This window comes from Aliiroseovarius sp. D2-2 (genome assembly GCF_055809455.1).
Map to the genome: position 1 here is coordinate 1,948,150 of NZ_CM147913.1, position 13,337 is coordinate 1,961,486.

The window sequence follows — 13,337 nt, forward strand, 5'->3', positions numbered from 1 at the left end:
TTCGCTGCGACCCTTGACAGAACAGTCCTGTTGGCATGATTTAGAGAAGAACTTTTGATCGAAACGGGGGCTTTAGCCCCGAACAAACCTAAATCTCAGTTGCGCGATACCATGGGCATTTATCGCTTCGTTTTCCAGCGCATCAATCGGAGACGCCACTAGCTAATGGATTTCAAAGATATCGATTTTATAATTATTGGTGCTGCGAAGTCGGCAACCACATGGTTACAACAACAATTGCAAGCAGATCCAGCCATTTACATGCCCGATCCGGAGCTTCACTATTTTTCCAGAGAATACAGTAGGGGACAGGACTGGTATTTTTCGCAGTTCAACGAAGAACTTCACGATAGGGTCGTTGGTGAGAAATCCAATTCCTACCTCTACGAACCCGATGCGGCGCGCCTGCTTCACCAAGATCTTCCCCATGTGAAACTGATTGCGCAATTGCGCAACCCGGTTGAGCGTGCCTATTCCAGTTATTGCATGCGGTTCCGGCGCGGAGAGGTCGGAGCGGATATTGAAAATTACCTTGACCCTACATTGGGCGAGAACCTCAAGTACCTCATCTCGGGGAAGTTCTCATCGCACTTGCAGAGCTATATCGACCTCTACGGCCGAGATAAGCTTCTTATCCTGTTTTTCGAAGGTGTGGCTCAAAACCCAGAGGCGCAGATGTCGCAGGTTCGTTCCCACCTTGGCCTGCCGCCACGCCCGCTTTCTTCAATTGGACGCGAGAAAGTTAAGGACAAGAAAGCGCCGACGGTTTCCCCTCGATTGCGCAAGAGCCTTGCATGGTTGAAGCCAATTATACGCCCCTTGCGAGGGACATCCGGATTCGAAGCTGTTCGGGGGGCGGTTGCACAAGAAATTCAGTATCCGAAGTTGACAGATGAGCTACGAAATCGCCTAAACGACTACTACCACCCTTCAATCGAGGCTCTGGAACAGATGAGCGGTCAATCGCTGAGCCACTGGTATGGGCCTTAGGAGCGAACGGCCTGACGAGACGAGCACGCTTTTCATAGGTGTTCAGATTGGGCTCAAGTCTCTGCAGAAAACACATGATAGCTGGATGTCCTGCAGGTAAGGACACCAGCGACAGCGCGGACAAACAAGGAGGAAAAGTGAAAGCACACTGCCTTTCGCTTATTTGATATGAAAAAGTTTATTATCACCGGAATACAGATGCGAAACAAAGGCTCTCAAGCCATGTTTCTAACGCTATGCTATAGCTTGAAGTCCATTTACAAAGACTGCGAAGTCATTGGATTTTCGAATAAATATGACTCGCCCGAGCAATATGCGTTCAAGTTGCTACCCTATGATGACTACACGCGATTGGTATTCAGATACCATTTGAACAAAGTGCCACTATTGGAACCGCTGCTAACGCGTTTCGCTGGCCAGCGCAGAAAAACCGACAAATGGAACGGCGCAGTATCTGAAATGGATAAAGCGCTGAGAGAAGCGGACGCAATTTTTGACGCGAGCGGTTACACACTTGGCTCAGGTTGGCCCAAGGGTGGGGGAGAGATGCTGCTGCAAACGATACGGCTCGCGAAGCAGTATAATAAAAAGATCATCTTGATGCCTCAGAGCTTTGGTCCGTTTGACTGGGACGATGGCGGTGACAATGAAGAGTTCCTTAAAAAGGTTAAGAAAGAGCTGTCTTACGCCACCAAAATATATCCGCGTGAGAAGGAAGGCTATGAATGCCTGAAGTCTCTGGGCTTGAATAATGTCGAGCTGTCGACGGACATGGTTATCCGAGAGAAGCTCTTTCCAACAGCGAGCGAAATCTATGCCTCGTACGAGAATGAAGAGTTAGATTACCCGGTCGAAGGCTCTGTCGGCTTCATAATCAATGAAAACGTATTCCGGATCGGCGATTCCGATGCGGTCTTTGATCTGTATGCAAAGGCTTTGGATAGGTTGGTCGACAAGGGTGAAAATGTGTACATCCTGAACACATCCACCGCAGACATTCACCTAGTGGAAAAGGTTCTGAAGAAGACCAAGAACAGAGAAAAGGTACGCTTGATCACCAAGGAATACGCAAGTCCGGAATTGATCAAAATCCTTGGAAAATTCAAGTACGTGGTCGCGTCACGTTATCACTCTGTGGTGTTCGCTTACAGAAGCGGCGTTCCAGTGATCATCCTCGGGTGGGCCAGCAAATACACTGACCTTGCAGAACATTTCCAACAGCAAGACTACGTGTTTGATATTAGAAACCCGGGTGTTGATCAGATTTTCGAGAAAATCGACAAAATGGGCGAGAACTATGAACAGGAATCGCGCTGCATAAACGAACGGCTAGAGAAACTTCAAGCGACTTCCGTTGTGCAAGATGCCCTTAACGCGTTGAAAAATTGAGCATCCTCAACCAGTCGACGAGGCTTAGTCACACGCTAGGAAAGCCAATCAATTTGATTCAGGTATAAGCTACCACGGTCGTGGGGCGGTTAGCGCCGCTCCCGACCCATTCCTTTTGATTCAGGCTGAATGACCCGATAAACGGTACAATCGTGGAAGGGGCACGGCCGAACACCAGCAAATGTGGCTTTAGAATTCACAGTGATCTTTGAGCAATTACAAGGACTAATAAGACGGCTTTACCACAAGACTTTCAAACCATCTCAACGCATGACGGTTCTATCAGAACAAAAAAGAAATCAACTCGCATAGTCGAGCCGTTCATCAAGGCTCTGCAAAACAAAGACAATGAAACTTGAAAGAGGAGCGTCATTGTTTACGAGTTCGTACTCATGTTTGCCGGCTAATATAGCGCGCATAATCAATATTATGTTAATAGAGCCTATGACGCAGTAAACAATCATTCATCAGCATCGATACATCCATCTCGACAATGAATTGAAAAACATTGATAACACATTGTCTGCAAAAGGATGATGATATGAGCTCATTGCTGATTTTGAACGGCCCTAACTTGAATATGCTGGGTATCAGGCAGCCTGAGATCTATGGTGCGATGCGTCTTGAGGATATCGAGGCTGCTTGTATGAAGCACACAGCAGCTCTTGGTCACACCTGTCAGTTTAAGCAGACGAATGACGAAGGTGCTTTGGTCACAATGATCCAAGACGCGCGTGGTGTTCATGATGTCATTATTCTGAACGCCGGTGCCTATACCCACACCTCTATCGCCTTAATGGATGCCATCAACGCGTCTGAAGTTCCAACGATTGAACTTCACATTTCCAACATTCACGCCCGTGAAGATTTTCGACGTAAGTCTTACATTGCGCGAGCAGCAGTTGGTCAGATTTGTGGATTTGGAACCCATGGGTACATTCTGGCTATTGATGCTGCATCAGGACTGACCGAGAAATCTTAATGCTTGAATACATCAAAAGCATTTGCCTTTGCGAAGACATGCAGGATGTCTGGAAGATCCATTGTAAGAAAATGGAGAGTTACGGCTTTGACCGTCTGATCTATGGAATCTCGCATTTCATGACGCCGAACTCGATGGGACCACGCGAAGATGTCATGACTCTGTCCTCCCATGACCCTGAATACATGGAACATTATTATGGACTTGAGCTGTATCGATCGAGCCCGATGTTGCTGTGGGCTACAGAAAACACAGGTGCGTGCAGCTGGTCTTGGGTCCACAAAAACATCGATGTGATGGACGAAGGAAACCGAAAGGTTCTTGAGTTGAACCGCCAAATGGGCATCACAGCTGGCTATACAATTTCATTCCAGGAAACATCTCGCAGATCAAAAAGCGTCATCGCGCTTTCTGCTAAACGTGGGTTAAGCCAGGACGCAGTAGATGCAATTTGGCGTGAGCATGGTGAAGAGATCGAAGCGCTGAACAACATTGCGCATTTGAAGATCATCTCCCTGCCCCTCAGCACTGAACGCGCACGTCTGTCAAAACGACAACGTGAGGTTCTTGAATGGGTCGGAGATGGCAAAACCAACCAAGACATCGCCACGATCCTTGGTGTAACCTCTGCAACGGTGGAAAAGCACCTACGCATCGCACGGGACAAGTTAGGCGTTGACACATCAGCACAAGCTGTTCTGAAAATGTCGTTTTTGAACCAGATCTTCACGCCAGAAGAGTAATATTCCCAAATCCAGATCAGCTATTTATTCCATATATCCAATATACTAAGGGCTTTCAGGCCCATTTGTTTCCGTTCCAATCGCAATGGTAGGGATTCCCATACTTCCAATTGTTTCACGAATCAGCCATCTTAAATGTGTTCCGTGAGTGGTGGCTTTAGCCTTTGGGACATTAGGGGTGAACGGACTGTGATTTCAGATCGCGTTTCATTCTTCCGGTAAAACGGAGCTGGTGTCGATGGAGTATTGATCCCAAAGGCACCAGCACACCGGAAAATTTGACGAGTATCAAAGGCGCTGACTTAGGTCGGCGTTTTTTTCGTTTGGGACTGTAAAGTTATGCTGGCCATGCGTTTGCATGACCAATTGAAAAAAGGGCCAGTCTGAACAACCGGCCCCTTTAATCTTAGATTTCAGCGGGCAAGCGCCCTACCCTTCAAGGCTTAGCCTTGAACAGCGGCAGCTACTTCAGCCGCGAAATCGACTTCTTCTTTTTCGATGCCTTCGCCAACTTCCATGCGAACATATCCAACGATTTCAGCGCCAGCTTCTTTAGCAGCAGCCTCAACAGTCAGATCTGGGTTGATGACAAAGTCCTGACCCAGAAGTGTAACCTCTGCCAGATACTTTTTCATGCGGCCCTTGATCATGTTCTCGATGATGTTTTCAGGCTTTCCGCTTTCACGGGCTTGATCGGTCAGAACCTGACGTTCTTTTTCAACCAGTGCTCCATCCAGCGATGCTTCGTTCAAAGCTTGCGGGTTTGCAGCAGCAATGTGCATAGCGACCTGACGACCAAAGGCTTCATCGCCACCGTTCATCGCAACAAGTACGCCGATTTTGCCCATGCCATCGGTGACAGCGTTGTGCACATAGGTAACAACAGTCTCAGCTTCGACCGTCGCCATGCGGCGCAGCGACATGTTCTCACCAATGGTGGCGATTTTGTCGGTGATGGTTTCAGCAACCGTTTTACCGCCCAAGTCAGCGGCATTCAGGGTGTCAACATCATCAGCGCTTAGCGCGGCGGTGGCGATGCCTGATACCATTTTCTGGAACTCAGCGTTTTTGCCAACAAAGTCGGTTTCCGAGTTCACTTCGACAGCAACGCCTTTGCCACCGGCAACTGCGACAGCAACCAGACCTTCAGCGGCGGTACGGCCCGCTTTTTTCGCGGCTTTTGCCAAGCCTTTGGTGCGCAGCCAATCAACGGCAGCTTCCATGTCGCCGTCGTTTTCGACCAGTGCCTTTTTTGCGTCCATCATGCCAACGCCAGTGGCTTCGCGCAGTTCTTTTACGAGTGCAGCAGTAATTGCCATGTCTCAACTCCTTGGGGTCTCCGGTCGGGTCATAAGCCCACCGGGTATCAATTCGGTGACAGATGCGCGGGATCAGGTCCCTGCCCCGCGCATAAATGCTGTCTTATTCTGCCGAAGCAGCTTCTGCCGGAGCAGCTTCTTCAGCAACGGCTTCTTCAACCGGTGCTTCATCCATCGCGCCCAGGTCGATACCTGCAGCACCCATCTGAGCTGTCATGCCGTCCAGCGCAGCACGGGCTGCCAAGTCGGTGTACAGCGCGATGGCGCGTGCGGCGTCATCGTTGCCTGGGATCATGTAGTCCACGCCTTCTGGCGGGCAGTTGGTGTCGACAACAGCTACAACTGGGATGCCCAGCTTGTTGGCTTCTGCGATGGCCAGGCTTTCTTTCTTCACGTCAATGACGAACAGAAGATCAGGAACACCACCCATTTCACGGATGCCGCCCAGCGAAGCTTGCAGCTTGCCTTGGTCGCGTTCCATGCCCAGACGTTCTTTCTTGGTCAGGCCTTCAGCGCCCGAAGCCAGCTTCTCGTCCACCTCTTTCAGGCGGTTGATCGACTTAGAAACAGTCTGCCAGTTGGTCAGCGTGCCGCCCAACCAACGGTGGTTCATGTAGTACTGAGCCAACTTTTCAGCGGCATCAGCAATCGGGCCAGCGGCCTGACGTTTGGTGCCGACGAACAGAACGCGGCCACCTTTTGCAACGGTGTCGCGAACAGCGTTCAGCGCAGCGTCCAGCATCGGCAGGGTCTGGGTCAGGTCAAAAATGTGAATACCGTTGCGCTCTCCGTAGATAAACGGGGCCATACGGGGGTTCCAACGTTGGGTCTGGTGACCAAAGTGGACACCAGCTTCAAGCAGCTGGCGCAGTGAGAAATCAGGCAATGCCATGTTCTTTATCCTTTCCGGTTTCATCCTCGGTGCTGCGTTTGGAAGGTCTCCCTTCAACCGGTGGACGCGATGGGGATGTCTCCCCCAAAGGCCCGCACAACACCTGTGGTTTGTGAGCGCGCGTATATAGGGCGATCTTATACCGTGCAAGGCCTAATCGTTCCCGCATCGACATGGCTTGTCCTTCACGGCGATTCACGGCAAGTAAATGGTCATGACACAAGATATTCTATGCATCGGCTCGGTCCTTTGGGATGTTATCGGGCGCACACCACATCCTATGCACGTTGGATCAGACGAACCGGGACGGATTACACGCCTTCCGGGCGGCGTTGCAATGAACATTGCGATGACACTGCACCGGTTTGGCTTGCGATCTGCACTTCTAACTGCAGTCGGCCGGGATGCCGAAGGTGAAGAGCTTTTGGTGGAATGCGCCGCCCGCGGTATGGTGACAGGTTTCGTTCACCGACCCGAGGGATTGCCAACGGATCGCTATATGGCGATCGAGGGGCCAGGAGGCTTGATTGCTGCTGTGGCAGATGCACATACGCTTGAGGCCGCTGGCGATGCGATCCTTGCGCCCCTTGAGGATGGACGATTGGGCAGCAAAGACGCCCCATATCAACACGTGATCGCGCTTGACGGAAATCTGACACAAGAGTTGCTGCAAGACATCTGCGCACGAGACAGCTTTGCGCGTGCAGATCTGCGCGTGGCCCCCGCAAGTCCCGGCAAAGCACGGCGGCTTGCCCCGCTGATGCAGCATGCAGGAGCCACGCTTTACGTAAACCGCGAGGAAGCGGGTTATTTGACGGACACACTATACGCCACAGCGTTTGAGGCGGCTCAGGGAATGATTGCGTCCGGTGCGCATCGTGTACTGGTGACAGATGGGGGCGGAAACGCGGCGGATGGACATCACCAGCGCGGTGTGATCCAAGCCCCCTGCCCCAAAGTGCATGTGCGCAGAATTACCGGTGCGGGGGATACGTTCATGGCGGCGCATATTGCGGCCGAACTTGATGGACAATCCCCGCAGGATGCACTTGAAACGGCACAAAAGAGCGCAGCACGCTACGTATCAGGAGAAGACCTATGACCCTGCCCCTTCACTTCTCAGAAGAAGTTGCAGCCGCGCGTGAAAAAAGCGCGCCGATTGTGGCGCTTGAAAGCACCATCATCACCCATGGTATGCCCTTTCCGCAAAACGTGGATACCGCCCGTGCTGTCGAAGCGGTCATTCGCGAAAATGGAGCGGTGCCTGCGACCATTGCAGTTCTTGAAGGGCGTTTGCATATCGGACTGAATGACACGCAATTGGATGCGCTGGGTCAGGCGAAAGGCGTCGCCAAGCTGTCGCGTGCCGATATGGCTGCCTGCATTGCGATGGGTGGCACCGGTGCGACGACCGTCGCTGCAACCATGATTGCCGCAAATCTGGCTGGAATATCGGTCTTCGCCACGGGTGGGATCGGCGGCGTGCACCGCGGGGCTGAAAACAGCTTCGACATTTCCGCTGACCTTCAAGAACTGTCGAAGACACCCGTGACCGTCGTGGCCGCAGGGGCTAAGGCCATTCTTGATCTGCCCAAAACCTTAGAGGTTTTAGAAACCCTTGGTGTGCCGGTGATTGCCTATGGTCAGGATATGTTTCCTGCATTCTGGTCACGCATTTCGGATCTGGCAGCTCCCCTTCGCATGGACAATGCACAGCAGATCGCCTCAGCCGCAAAAACCCGTGCCCGGATGGGGCTTGAAGGCGGGCAGTTGGTGGCCAATCCGATCCCGGTAGCGGCCGAAATACCGCGTGAGGTCATCATGCCTGTCATTGAAGAGGCGCTTACCGCCGCTGAAGCCGAAGGCGTTTCAGCCAAAGACGTCACGCCCTATCTTCTTGATCGTATTTTTCATGCCACCGAAGGGGCATCACTTGCGGCCAATATCGCTTTGGTGAAAAACAACGCAGAATTGGCATCGCAGATCGCGCGCGCACTGACAGAAGATTAACACGTACAAACGCAAAAGGGCGGCCACGCCGCCCTTAAACTCATTCAAGTTTGATCTATAATACGTCGAGAGCTCAGGCCCCGATGGCGATTTGCGCGTCCATCTCAACCGGTTCTGGATCGCGCAACACATAGCCCCGGCCCCAAACAGTCTCGATATGATTTTCACCACCTGTCGCGGTAGACAGCTTTTTGCGAAGCTTACAGATGAACACATCGATGATCTTCAATTCAGGCTCATCCATTCCGCCGTAGAGATGGTTTAAGAACATCTCTTTCGTCAGGGTTGTTCCCTTGCGCAGCGAAAGAAGCTCCAACATCTGGTACTCTTTGCCGGTCAGATGCACGGGACGTCCATCAACATCCACAGTTTTCGCATCGAGATTAACCGCGACAGTCCCCGTTTTGATAACGGACTGGGAATGGCCCTTTGATCGCCGGATGATTGCATGGATGCGCGCAATCAGTTCCTCGCGATGGAACGGTTTGGTCATGTAGTCGTCTGCCCCGAAGCCAAAACCTTTGATCTTGTTTTCAGTATCATCGGCACCGGAAAGGATCAGGATCGGGGTGTCGATGCGCGCAAGGCGCAGCTGACGCAAAACTTCGTGGCCGTTCATGTCAGGCAAATTAAGATCAAGAAGAATTAGGTCGTAATCATAAAGCTTTGCCAGGTCGATCCCTTCTTCGCCCAAGTCGGTCGCATAGACGTTTAGGTTCGCATGGGTCAGCATCAGTTCGATGCTGCGCGATGTTGTCGGATCATCTTCAACAAGAAGGATTCGCATAATGGGGTTCTCCGCATCTGGTTGTTCTGGGTTGAACATTGCGTGAAATGGTTAATCACAGGTTACCCTAGAAGAACTTTTAGCGAATACCACTTATGGTTGTCTATATCTTTGTAGTGCTGTTGCCTTTAAAGCAGCCTCACCGTGTTGATCAACCGCGTTCAACCACTCTGCTAACTCTTCTTCAGAAAGATCGTACAAAGAACAGGCCTCGTCTTGAGACAGCAGACCACTTTGAATGGCTTTGACGACGGATGCTTTGCGACTGGCGACCCACCGTCGTGTCTCACTTGGTGGCAGATCAGCCCGCGTCATTATCGATCCGTCAGGCAAGGTTACGGCGCGTGGCCCTTCGATTTTCTTTAGATACATATTGAACCCTCGCAATAGATTTGGCCCAACACTCTCCACTCAGCCTTAAGGATCTGTGAAAGCCCCCCTTGTTGTTCGTTCGAATTTTCCTATATTCCGTAACGCTTCTAAAAGGATCCCAACATGTCGGTTAACATGGCGGACTTACCCGCACTGAACTCGCTTGGTTTTGCCAAATCACCCGCCGACACGCGGGTTGTCGTCGCCATGTCTGGCGGCGTGGACAGCTCTGTCGTGGCTGCCATGCTGGCCGAAGAAGGCTATGACGTGATTGGCGTCACGCTTCAGCTTTACGACCACGGGGCTGCCTTGGCTAAGAAAGGTGCCTGCTGCGCCGGGATTGATATCCATGACGCGCGCCGCGTGGCCGAGGAGATGGGGTTCCCACACTATGTGCTTGATTATGAAAACATATTCCAAGACGCAGTGATCGAAGAATTTGCCGACAGCTATCTGGGCGGTGCGACTCCTGTCCCCTGTATTCGATGCAACGAGCGGGTGAAGTTCAAAGACCTTCTGGAAACCGCACGCGATCTGGGTGCGGATTGCATGGCGACCGGCCATTACATCCAACGCGCCATGGGCGACCACGGGGCCGAGCTGCACCGCGCCGCCGATCCTGTGCGCGACCAAAGCTATTTCTTGTTTTCCACCACGCCCGAGCAGTTGGATTACCTACGATTCCCTCTTGGTCACTTGAAGACCAAAGCGGAAACCCGTGAACTTGCACGGAAATATGACCTTGAGGTTGCAGACAAGCCCGACAGTCAAGACATCTGCTTTGTGCCCGACGGCAACTATGCAGGCGTGATCGAGAAACTGCGTCCGGGTGCCGCTGAGCCCGGCGAGATCGTGCATGCAGATGGCCGCGTCCTGGGCGCACATGAAGGCGTCATCCACTATACAATCGGCCAACGGCGCGGGTTGGGCATCGGCGGGCTTGCAGATTCCCTTTATGTCGTAAAGCTGGATGTGAACAACAAACAGGTTGTCGTCGGTCCGAAAGAGATGCTTGCCACGCGCACAATCCCGGTGCGCGAGATCAACTGGCTGGGGGATGAGCCGTTCACATCACGCAAAGAATGGAACATGGGCGTGAAGGTCCGATCGACCCGTCCCCCGCGCGACGCCATCATTCGACCAATTTCAGAAACCGAGGCGGAGGTGGAACTTTTGACTGCGGAAGAAGGCGTAAGCCCAGGGCAAGCCTGCGTTTTCTACGAGTCAGATGGTCCCAGAATTTTTGGTGGTGGCTGGATCTGGCGCGGTAATTGAAAATTCTGCCAGAGTGACCTTATCCGGTTGCTCCGGTTCGGAAATGCTGTTTTTCTAAGCGTACTACATTGTCAAAACAGGTATTCAAATGTCCTTCAGATCCCTATCCGCAACCCTCGCATTGGTCGTTGCAACAAGCACCCCCTTTATGGCCCTTTCCGAAACGCGGGACGAGCGTGTTAAAGCCGCGCAAGGCTATGTTGAAATGTCTCTTGAAGACCTCGACATGAAAGCGCTGATCCAGACCATGTGGAAGCCTGTCGTCCAGATGATCGAAAGCCAAGGCAAAGAGGTCAGCGCCGCAAAGCAAGTACAGATCGACGCGCTGTATCAAGACGCATTTACCGAACCGATGTACGAAACAATGCGCGGCCAGACCGAGATCATGGCTGATCTGTTCACATTGGACGAAATCACAGCGCTTGCTGATTTCTACGCGACGGAACATGGGCGCGCGACAATGACAAAGTTGCCTCAGCTGCTTGAAGCGCAAAGCCCAATGATCATGCAAATTGTCGAGACTGAAATGGGTACGCTGATGCCAAAAGTTATTGCCATTATCGATGCCGAATAACATTTGTCATTGAACGAACTGGGTGCCGGTCTACCGCGACATGGCACCCAACACGGCCCTTGCCGCTCTTAGGCCAGGCGCTTCACCACCCTTCCCTAGCCGCTCCATGGTCACCCTCATCGCGTCATTCTGCGCATCAGGGGCATCCAGAACTGACAAAAGTGCAGGTGTGATGCGATCTGGGGTGCAATCGGCGCCCAGAAACTCTGGAACCGCGCGGGTTTCCGAAACTAGATTCACAAGGGTCACTGTATCGATCTTTAACATCCGACCGATCAGGAAACGGCTAAGCCAGTTCATGTCATAAGCGATGACCATCGGCGTGTTTGCCGCTGCAAGTTCAAGCGACACGGTGCCAGAGGCCGCAAGCGCCACGTCAGCAGCTCTAAAGGCCGCCATCTTCGCATCCTGTTCGGCGGCAGGGATCAAAATGGGATCAACAGACCATTTTGAAACTTCTTCACGCACAAGATCCTCGACCCCTTGCGCCATTGGCAAAACCACTTGCAGGTCGGGTTTCTCACGTTTGGCATGTGCGATCACCTCGCCAAACCGGTCTGCCAGTCGCGACACCTCGCCCTTACGGGACCCAGGAAGAATAAGAAGAAGGGGCGCATCACCGATCCCGTGCTCAACCCGAAAGGCTTGTGCAGCACCTTCATCCGCCTGCGGTTCGGCGACGACGGGGTGACCAACGAAATCACAACCCATCCCAGCGGCTTGCATATAAGGTGGTTCAAACGGCAAGAGTGCCAGCACATGATCCACCCAGCGGGCCATCTTGGCGGCGCGTTTAGGACGCCAAGCCCAGACCGAGGGCGCAACATAGTGAACGACGGGGATATCATGGCCAAAGGTCTGCCCTTCGACCTCTTCTTCCTTCACGATCCGCGCCACACGCAGGCAGAAATCCGGGCTGTCAATGGTGATCAGAACGTCCGGGTTCGCCTCAACCACAGCTTCGGCGGTTTCACGGATACGGCGTTTAAGGTGAAAGTATTTCGGCGCAACCTCAGCAATGCCCATGATGGACAGCTCGGACATGGGAAAGCGAGAGGTCAGACCCTGTTCTGCCATCGCAGTACCGCCAATGCCCAGAAATTCGATCTCGGGGTTTAGAGACTTCAGCCCCTCCATCAAAGCTGCGCCAAGACGATCCCCTGATGGTTCGCCCGCGATCAGGAACACTCTCATGCTTGCCTCTTTCGAACGTCAAGGAACAAGTCATGCTCGGCTATAAGGCGCTCGATCTCGGTGCGGTCCAGTGCGATCACGCCCTCTTCCAACACGATGCCACCCAAACCCGCTGCAGCTACTGCACGCACTGTGTCTGGACCGATCGTCGGAATATCCATGCGGCCATCCTGACCGGGCTTTGGGCGCTTCACAAACACGCCACGTGCGCCTTGTTTCAGGTGCTCTGGCGTTTGCGCTACAAATTCCAGCAGAGCGTTCGTACCTTGGATGCTTTCAATGCCAAGGCATTGACCTCCGGCGATCACAACACCCTGAGCGATGTCTTCGGTGGCCAGAACACTTAAAAGCCGCCAACCTTGATCAGCATCCTCATTGTCCTGCTCATTGGTCTGACGGCCAATGTGACTGGCGCTGATCGTCAAAGATGACGTTACATCTGTCGCCGCCACAACCGTAAACCCTTGGTCCTCAAACACCTCAGCAACCAGCCTAAGCAAAGCGTCATCGCCTTTTCCCAGCACCGCTTTGACCCGCGGAAACAGACCCAAAGTCACACGGTCCATGCGAAGTGGGTTCAGCTTGGGTCGATCCACCTTGCCGGCGAACACAACACGTCCGACCCCTGCCCCACGCATCGACTTGAACAGCGCACCCAGTTTTTCATAGCTGGCCGCGACATGCTCGAACCCATCGGGCACAGAAACATCTACGCCTTTGATGGTCACGAACAGGGCGTCTGGATTGGCTGCCGCGACTTTTTGCGGCAGCTCCCCGGTTCCGGCTATGATTGCGAGGCGATCGGTCATC

General features: G+C 52.7%; 14 protein-coding genes. 8 read left to right on the forward strand and 6 right to left on the reverse strand.

Annotated features, from left to right (window positions below; all coding sequences use genetic code 11):
• Window positions 1-165: 165 nt before the first annotated feature.
• The 4 genes from AC0L6A_RS09625 (at window position 166) to AC0L6A_RS09640 (ending at window position 4,104) form a co-directional block, all read left to right on the forward strand.
• Window positions 166-990, forward strand: a complete 825-nt coding sequence (locus tag AC0L6A_RS09625; protein WP_473289590.1) for a sulfotransferase family protein — start codon at window positions 166-168, stop codon at window positions 988-990.
• Window positions 991-1,158: 168 nt separating this feature from the next.
• Window positions 1,159-2,379 carry a polysaccharide pyruvyl transferase family protein gene (locus tag AC0L6A_RS09630; RefSeq protein ID WP_473289591.1) on the forward strand — a complete coding sequence of 407 codons (1,221 nt, stop codon included), beginning with the start codon at window positions 1,159-1,161 and terminating at the stop codon, window positions 2,377-2,379.
• Between the two features lie 541 nt (window positions 2,380-2,920).
• The gene (gene aroQ / locus AC0L6A_RS09635) at window positions 2,921-3,361 is read left to right on the forward strand and encodes a type II 3-dehydroquinate dehydratase (RefSeq protein WP_473289593.1); all 441 of its coding nucleotides are present in this window, start codon (window positions 2,921-2,923) and stop codon (window positions 3,359-3,361) included.
• Window positions 3,361-4,104 carry a helix-turn-helix transcriptional regulator gene (locus tag AC0L6A_RS09640; protein WP_473289595.1) on the forward strand — a complete coding sequence of 248 codons (744 nt, stop codon included), beginning with the start codon at window positions 3,361-3,363 and terminating at the stop codon, window positions 4,102-4,104. The genes aroQ and AC0L6A_RS09640 overlap by 1 nt, the downstream gene beginning before the upstream one ends.
• Before the next feature lie 443 nt (window positions 4,105-4,547).
• On the opposite strand, the gene tsf is transcribed toward AC0L6A_RS09640, so the two are convergent.
• Both tsf and rpsB read right to left on the reverse strand, forming a co-directional pair.
• Window positions 4,548-5,423 (reverse strand): translation elongation factor Ts, encoded by an 876-nt coding sequence (tsf, locus tag AC0L6A_RS09645; protein ID WP_473289597.1) that lies wholly within the window; start codon window positions 5,421-5,423, stop codon window positions 4,548-4,550.
• A 103-nt stretch (window positions 5,424-5,526) separates the two neighbouring features.
• Window positions 5,527-6,315: a 30S ribosomal protein S2 gene (gene rpsB, locus AC0L6A_RS09650; protein WP_473289599.1), complete on the reverse strand. Its 789-nt coding sequence runs from the start codon at window positions 6,313-6,315 to the stop codon at window positions 5,527-5,529.
• Between the two features lie 208 nt (window positions 6,316-6,523).
• Here rpsB and AC0L6A_RS09655 point away from each other — a divergent pair, with 208 nt between their 5' ends.
• Together AC0L6A_RS09655 and AC0L6A_RS09660 are read left to right on the forward strand one after the other, a co-directional pair.
• Window positions 6,524-7,417, forward strand: a complete 894-nt coding sequence (locus AC0L6A_RS09655) for a PfkB family carbohydrate kinase (RefSeq protein WP_473289601.1) — start codon at window positions 6,524-6,526, stop codon at window positions 7,415-7,417.
• Entirely contained in the window at window positions 7,414-8,325 is a 912-nt protein-coding gene (locus tag AC0L6A_RS09660) for a pseudouridine-5'-phosphate glycosidase (protein ID WP_473289603.1), read from the forward strand. The genes AC0L6A_RS09655 and AC0L6A_RS09660 overlap by 4 nt, the downstream gene beginning before the upstream one ends.
• A 73-nt stretch (window positions 8,326-8,398) precedes the next feature.
• Here the strand turns inward: AC0L6A_RS09660 and ctrA are convergent, their stop codons facing one another.
• Both ctrA and sciP read right to left on the reverse strand, forming a co-directional pair.
• Window positions 8,399-9,112, reverse strand: coding sequence for a response regulator transcription factor CtrA (ctrA, locus tag AC0L6A_RS09665; protein WP_473289605.1), 714 nt, complete (start codon window positions 9,110-9,112; stop codon window positions 8,399-8,401).
• A 93-nt stretch (window positions 9,113-9,205) separates the two neighbouring features.
• The gene (gene sciP / locus AC0L6A_RS09670) at window positions 9,206-9,484 is read right to left on the reverse strand and encodes a CtrA inhibitor SciP (RefSeq protein WP_473289607.1); all 279 of its coding nucleotides are present in this window, start codon (window positions 9,482-9,484) and stop codon (window positions 9,206-9,208) included.
• 123 nt (window positions 9,485-9,607) lie between these two features.
• Between sciP and mnmA the strand changes: the two genes are divergently transcribed.
• Window positions 9,608-10,759, forward strand: coding sequence for a tRNA 2-thiouridine(34) synthase MnmA (mnmA, locus tag AC0L6A_RS09675; RefSeq protein ID WP_473289609.1), 1,152 nt, complete (start codon window positions 9,608-9,610; stop codon window positions 10,757-10,759).
• 148 nt (window positions 10,760-10,907) lie between these two features.
• The gene (locus tag AC0L6A_RS09680; protein ID WP_473289611.1) at window positions 10,908-11,333 is read left to right on the forward strand and encodes a DUF2059 domain-containing protein; all 426 of its coding nucleotides are present in this window, start codon (window positions 10,908-10,910) and stop codon (window positions 11,331-11,333) included.
• Between the two features lie 30 nt (window positions 11,334-11,363).
• On the opposite strand, the gene lpxB is transcribed toward AC0L6A_RS09680, so the two are convergent.
• Window positions 11,364-12,527, reverse strand: a complete 1,164-nt coding sequence (lpxB, locus tag AC0L6A_RS09685; protein ID WP_473289613.1) for a lipid-A-disaccharide synthase — start codon at window positions 12,525-12,527, stop codon at window positions 11,364-11,366.
• Window positions 12,524-13,336 (reverse strand): LpxI family protein, encoded by an 813-nt coding sequence (locus tag AC0L6A_RS09690; protein WP_473289615.1) that lies wholly within the window; start codon window positions 13,334-13,336, stop codon window positions 12,524-12,526. Before AC0L6A_RS09690 ends, lpxB begins: the two co-directional genes overlap by 4 nt.
• Window position 13,337: the final 1 nt, after the last annotated feature.